Below are 5,042 nucleotides of genomic sequence, written 5' to 3'. Positions count from 1 at the left end.
AAAACTGCGACTCGCCGACGAGTTGGGCATAGATCGCGCCAAGCGGGCCGGTGTAGAAACCCATCATGCCGCGCAACGTCAGGCGGAAGTCTTCGGCCGCCGACCCGGTGTCGGGCACGGGCGCGTCGGCCATCATCTGATGCAGGAACGCGTCGATAGCCACCGCGGTTCTGTTGGGCCACCATTTGTAGATGGTCGCCTTGCTGACCCCGCTGCGTGCGGAGATCCGGTCGATCGACGCCCTGCGCAGGTCGTCCTCCCGCATGAGTTCCATGGCGGCTTTTAGGACGGCGTCGCGGTGTTCCTGGCTACGCGGCCGGCCACGTGGTCGATTCGGGGTCATTTCTGCAGTTTCCCACCTCTCGTTGGTACAAAGGTAATTACTAGACGTCTCGCTGTGAGTACGCCCCTGTGTGTTGCCACGGGCCAAACGGGACGTGCACCATGCTGACGTGCAATGGCTCACCATCCTGAAGTGCGTCGGACCCGAAGCCCTCAGGTGTCGAAGAGCTTCCAGCAGACGCCACCTGAGGAGAACCGCCAACACCGGAACAACAATGAACCACGCCGTACTCGACGCGCTCCGCGTCGAGTACTCGGCGCCATGCCAATGCTGCGGCGCCGACACCCGCCAACCATGCCGACCCGGCTGCCCCATCGCCGCAATCCAAGCCAAACTAGCCGCCAGGCTGCTGTAGGTGCCGGTGTGACTCATCATGGCTGCTGTCGGTGGGGAGCGGCGGGCCACTATCTCGGTGGACCCCACGGGGGGTGTTCACCGCCAGCAGGCACCGATGACGGCGGGTCGGATCGTTCCGATTGTCCTCGGTTGCTGACTAACGAAAGCGATTGAGTTAGCGCCCCTAAGGGAAGGATTGTTGATGAGTTACCCGGTGTTGCCTCCGGAGATAAATTCGGCACTCATGCATGCCGGTGCGGGGTCGGGCCCGATGCTCGCGGCTGCGACGGCCTGGACTGGGTTGGCCAACGAATTGCGGACGGCGGCGTCCTCGTTTGCGTCGGTGACCTCCGGCCTGGCGGGCCAGGGTGGGACGTGGCAGGGTCCTTCGGCGGCGGCAATGGCGGCCGTGGCCGCGCCGTATACAGCGTGGCTCAACACGGCGGCCAGCCATTCCGAGCAGGCCGCATCCCAAGCCACGGCGGTGGCGGCTGCTTACGAGGCGGCGCACGCCGCCACAGTGCCCCCGCAGCTGGTATCGATCAATCGGGCCGTGACCGCCGCGCTGGCAAATACGAATGTGCTTGGGCTGAACTCCACTGCGATCGCGCAAAAGGAGGCCGAGTATGCCGAGATGTGGGCCCAGGATGTGACCGCGATGGGCGGCTATCACGCGGGCGCCTCGGCGGCCTGGTCGCGATTGGGACCTATCCAGCAGCTGCTGCACTATCTGTGCCGTCCAGGTAAGCCGGCACCCGTACTGCCCAAGGCACCCGTGCCCTTGGAACCGCCCCGCGCCTCTTCGGGGTCGTAATAAAGCCCTAGACGGTATGGGGGGCTGGGGCCTCCGCTCACATGTGAACGTGGGTTGCCGACAGGGTGGTCCTGGCCGGTAGAGCCACAAGATGTGGGGAGGCCCCAGTGAGGAATTATCGTACGAGCGTCGGGTTGGATGTGCACGCGCGATCGGTGGTGGCGTGCGGGTTGGATCAGGACACCGGTGAGGTATTTCAGCGGCGGTTGTGCCCGGATCATCGGGAGATCCTGGACTGGCTGCAGTCATTGCCAGGACGAGTCGCGGTGACCTATGAGGCGGGTCCGACCGGGTTCGGGTTGGCGCGGTTCCTGCTGGCGGCCGGGGTGCTGTGTCTGGTGGCGGCGCCGTCGAAGCTGGTGCGTCCTGCTGGGGATCGGGTCAAGACCGATGGTCGTGATGCCGCGCATCTGGCCCGGTTGCTGCATCTGGGCCAAATCGTGGAGGTGGCGGTCCCGACGGTGACTCAGGAAGCGGCGAGGGATCTGGTGCGCGCCCGTGAGGACTGTCGCGGTGATTTGATGAGTGCGCGGCATCGGTTGTCGAAACTGCTTCTGCGCCAAGGGATCGTCTACTGCGGTGGGCAGGCGTGGACCGGCAAGCACGAGATGTGGCTGCGTGGTCAGCGGTTCGATAACCCCGCCCTGAGGTTGGCCTATGAGGCCGCCTTGGACGCGATGGTCGCCTGTGTGCACCGCCGTGACCGTCTCGATGAGGCCATCACCACGATGGCCGCCGATTCTGAGTTCACCCCGGTGGTGGCCCGGCTGGGGTGTCTGCGCGGGGTCTCGACGCTGACCGCGTTCGGGCTGGCCGTCGAGATCGGCGACTGGCACCGGTTGACCGGGCGCTCGATCGGGGCCTACGTGGGGTTGGTGCCCACCGAGTCCTCCTCGGGAGCCACCCGTGTCCAGGGTGGGATCACCAAGACCGGTAACGGTCACGCTCGCCGCCTACTGGTCGAGGCGGCCTGGCATCACCGGGCGCCGTATCGGCCCAGCCGCGATCTACGGCGGCGCTGGGACGCCGCCACCCTGACCGCCCGTGACCGCGCCCATGCGGCCAATCACCGGCTCCACGCTCGCTGGGCTGGATTCGACCAGCGCAAGAAACGCCCCGTGGTCGCCAACACCGCGATCGCCCGTGAGCTGGCCGGCTGGTGCTGGTCATTGGCTGTCATGCCGGACTGAGCGCAACACCCACAACCGTCCAGATGAGCAGCGAAGGTCTCGGCAAGCGTCTGGGAGTGATCCGCGTCTGTACTATGAGCAATCACGTTGCACCGCAACAGATCACGCTCGATCTCTAGACCAGCGGCCAACTCCGACTCGAAAGTTCCGTCCTGCGGTAACCAACCCGCGTATATCAGACTGACAACGCGTCGACATCGACACGCTCGACACCCCACAGCTCATCCGGTCAACGAAGCGGCGGCCGCAACGACGGTTGCGGCCGCCGCTTCACCCTGCCCCCTTGACAAAATGCTCTCCATATCAGTACTGCAGCCGGTGCGCCCAGTGCTCAGGAGGTGATTGTTTAGGTCATGACCTGATCGAAAGCTCGTCGTCGCCTGCCGGTGTGAGTCCGGTCCGGGTAGCTGTCAGGAGGCCCGGTAGCAGGCTGGCGGCTTGGTCTGGAAACGGGCCGGGTCGAAGCCCAGCGTCGAAAGCCCCGTTGGGGGAAGCAATTGAGCGGTCCGTAGCGGAAGCGAAGCCTGCCGCGTCGTTAGATATTGAGGGAGAGCCGAGCCGGGCGGTTCACGGTGAAGGCCATGGAAGCGGTGAAGATCCTGGAAGTGCAGCCGCGAAGGACTCCTCGGCGTAAGAGGGCGCGGAACGTTCAGACGGTGACGGCGGGAACTGGGGAGGCCCTCCCCGGCCGAAACGCACTGCGAATGGCGTGGAATAGCTTGTCCTATAACCGGTGTGGAGCCGGGAAGTGGATCGGGCGCCGGGTGGGAGTCGGAGGCGGTCGTAGTACCGATCGAGCCGTAGGACAACACAACCTGCGGTGAGGGAAGGGCCGCTGCTTCGTTCACGCGTTGTGTCTGGAAGGAGGTGCCCGGTGAGTGCCGATCTGGCTAGTTCCGCCGCTTCGGGGTCCCTGGTGGATCCGGTTCGAGCCTTGCAGCACACGCTTTACCGGTCGGCCAAGGCCGATCCGGGACGACGGTTTCATGCGTTGCGGGACAAGGTCTATCGCAGAGACGTCCTGTGGCGGGCGTGGGTCGCGGTGCGCCGCAACAACGGCGCGCCCGGCGTTGACGGGACCACCTTGGCCGAAGTCGAGGAATACGGTGTCGACCGGTTCCTGGATGAGCTGGCCGAGGACTTGAGGGCCGATCGGTGGCGTCCGTTGCCCGCGCGGCGGGTGCTCATCCCCAAACCGGGGACGAGCGAACAGCGTCCGCTGTCGATTCCTTCGGTCCGTGACCGTGTCGTGGCGGCCGCGGTGAAGATCGTGCTCGAGCCGATCTTTGAGGCCGGGTTCGTGTCGTGCAGTTTCGGGTTCCGCCCGAAGCGGTCGACACACGATGCGCTGCAAGTGCTCATCGACGAGTCCTGGCAGGGCAAACGGTGGGTGGTCGAGACGGACATCGCCAATTGTTTTTCGGCGATTCCGCACGAGAAGTTGATGCAAGCGATCGAGGAACGGGTCAGTGACCAGGGTGTGTTGAAGCTGCTGCGCGCGATGCTGCGTGCGGGAGTGATGGCCGACGGGTCCGTGCGCCGTGAGGTGTCGGGAACCCCGCAGGGCGGTCCGATCTCGCCGTTGTTGTGCAACGTGTACCTGCACCGGTTGGACCGGGTGTGGGACACCAGTGAGCACGGTGTGCTGGTGCGCTACTGCGACGACCTGGTGGTGATGTGTCGGTCGCGGGAACAGGCCGAGGCCGCTCTGGAGCGGTTGACGGTCCTGCTGGGTGATCTCGGGTTGGAGCCCAAGGCATCCAAGACCCGCATCGTGCATCTGGTCGAAGGCGGTCAGGGAGTGGATTTCCTTGGCTTCCACAATCGGCTGGTGCGCGGGCGGACTCCCCGGTCGGCGCACTTGGTTTTCCTCGGTCGTTGGCCTTCGCATAAGGCGGTCCAACACGCACGGGATCGGATTCGGTCGATCACGGCCCGATCCCGTCTGCTGGTGCCGGTCGGGCGGATCGTGGAGGAACTCAACGTGTTCCTGCGCGGATGGGCGGGGTATTTCCGCTTCGGCAACTCCGCACTGATGCTCGGCCAGATCAGGAACTATGCCCTGACCCGGCTCGCGCTGTGGCTGTCCAAACGGGGCAAACGCCGCCGAGCTCGGGGTTGGGGGATGACCCAGGTGCTCAACTCACCCAACCACCTGGGCCTGATCAGCCTTGATGGGATCGTCGTCCCGCCCAGGCCATTTCGGGCCTGGAAAGCCGAACGCCGCCGGTGAAGAACGTCGGTAAGCCGTGTGCGGGAGAACCGCATGCACGGTTTGACGGGCGGGGGCTGGAAACGGAAGCGATACCGGCCAAGGTTGAAGCGAAAGCTGCCTGCGGGGAAACCCCGGCAGGAGCGC

3 protein-coding genes and 1 pseudogene are annotated in these 5,042 nt (G+C 65.2%); 3 read left to right on the top strand and 1 reads right to left on the bottom strand.

Translation table 11 applies throughout. The features are described from left to right. A partial coding sequence (locus tag VKI00_RS16700; RefSeq protein WP_324439254.1) for a TetR/AcrR family transcriptional regulator occupies positions 1-343 on the bottom strand: 343 nt, incomplete at its 3' end. A 538-nt stretch (positions 344-881) separates the two neighbouring features. Between VKI00_RS16700 and VKI00_RS16695 the strand changes: the two are divergent. The 3 genes and pseudogenes from VKI00_RS16695 to ltrA form a co-directional block, all read left to right on the top strand. Next, positions 882-1,382, top strand: a pseudogene (locus tag VKI00_RS16695) (PPE family protein); the annotation flags it as partial. A gap of 218 nt (positions 1,383-1,600) precedes the next feature. Continuing rightward, positions 1,601-2,683, top strand: a complete 1,083-nt coding sequence (locus VKI00_RS16690; RefSeq protein WP_324439251.1) for an IS110 family transposase — start codon at positions 1,601-1,603, stop codon at positions 2,681-2,683. An 874-nt stretch (positions 2,684-3,557) separates the two neighbouring features. Further along, on the top strand, positions 3,558-4,916 hold the full coding sequence (ltrA, locus tag VKI00_RS16685; RefSeq protein ID WP_324439249.1) for a group II intron reverse transcriptase/maturase: 1,359 nt from the start codon (positions 3,558-3,560) through the stop codon (positions 4,914-4,916). Positions 4,917-5,042 lie beyond the last annotated feature (126 nt).

The sequence above is a fragment of the Mycobacterium sp. genome (assembly GCF_035314665.1).
Lineage (GTDB): Bacteria > Actinomycetota > Actinomycetes > Mycobacteriales > Mycobacteriaceae > Mycobacterium.
The sequence above is the reverse complement of the archived record's forward strand: the minus strand, read 5'-3'. Positions and strand labels throughout refer to the sequence as shown.